Here is a 544-nt window from a genome sequence, read left to right as displayed (position 1 = left end):
TTACCAACATGCGTGAAGGTGGAGTTGAAGTTAGCGATAAAGTGGTTTCTCACAGTTACGTGCGAGGAGAATGGAAAGATGTCGAAAATATTGATCATTTACGTATCAAGGAAAATATCGACACCACGATCATTCGTCAGCAGCCTCATTTTACCAATAATGCTGCACAGATTTTAGTAGGACATCATCTGACAATTAATGCCGGTGATATCCGCAATAGCTATAGCTTGATTGCTGCCAATGGCAACATTGAGATGCATGGCGATACGCTGCTCAATGAGGGGCGCGATTTAATCGAAACAACTAAGGTTGTAACAGAAACGCGCTACAGACACAAAGACTGTAATTTTTGGACCAGTCTAGGGTGTATAGCGCATGGTGCAGATGAATGGGATGGTCCTACTTTTACCCAAACACTCAAACGCACTTATGATGCTGTTTACGGGACGATTGAAGCTGGTGGCACTCTTGATGCCAAGTTGACAGGCTATATTGATAATCATGCGGTGCGTGAGGGGGTTGAGCAAGTTGGCTTAAGCTCTGG

1 protein-coding gene is annotated in these 544 nt (G+C 44.3%); it reads left to right on the top strand.

Annotated elements, in window-relative coordinates; all coding sequences use genetic code 11:
* On the top strand, window positions 1-544 hold a 544-nt coding region (locus ACFIQE_RS11360), incomplete at both ends, for a hypothetical protein (RefSeq protein WP_375707795.1).

It is taken from the genome of Bartonella sp. AA1HLJMS (assembly GCF_042197445.1).
Taxonomy (GTDB): Bacteria; Pseudomonadota; Alphaproteobacteria; order Rhizobiales; family Rhizobiaceae; genus Bartonella.
The sequence above is the reverse complement of the archived record's forward strand: the minus strand, read 5'-3'. Positions and strand labels throughout refer to the sequence as shown.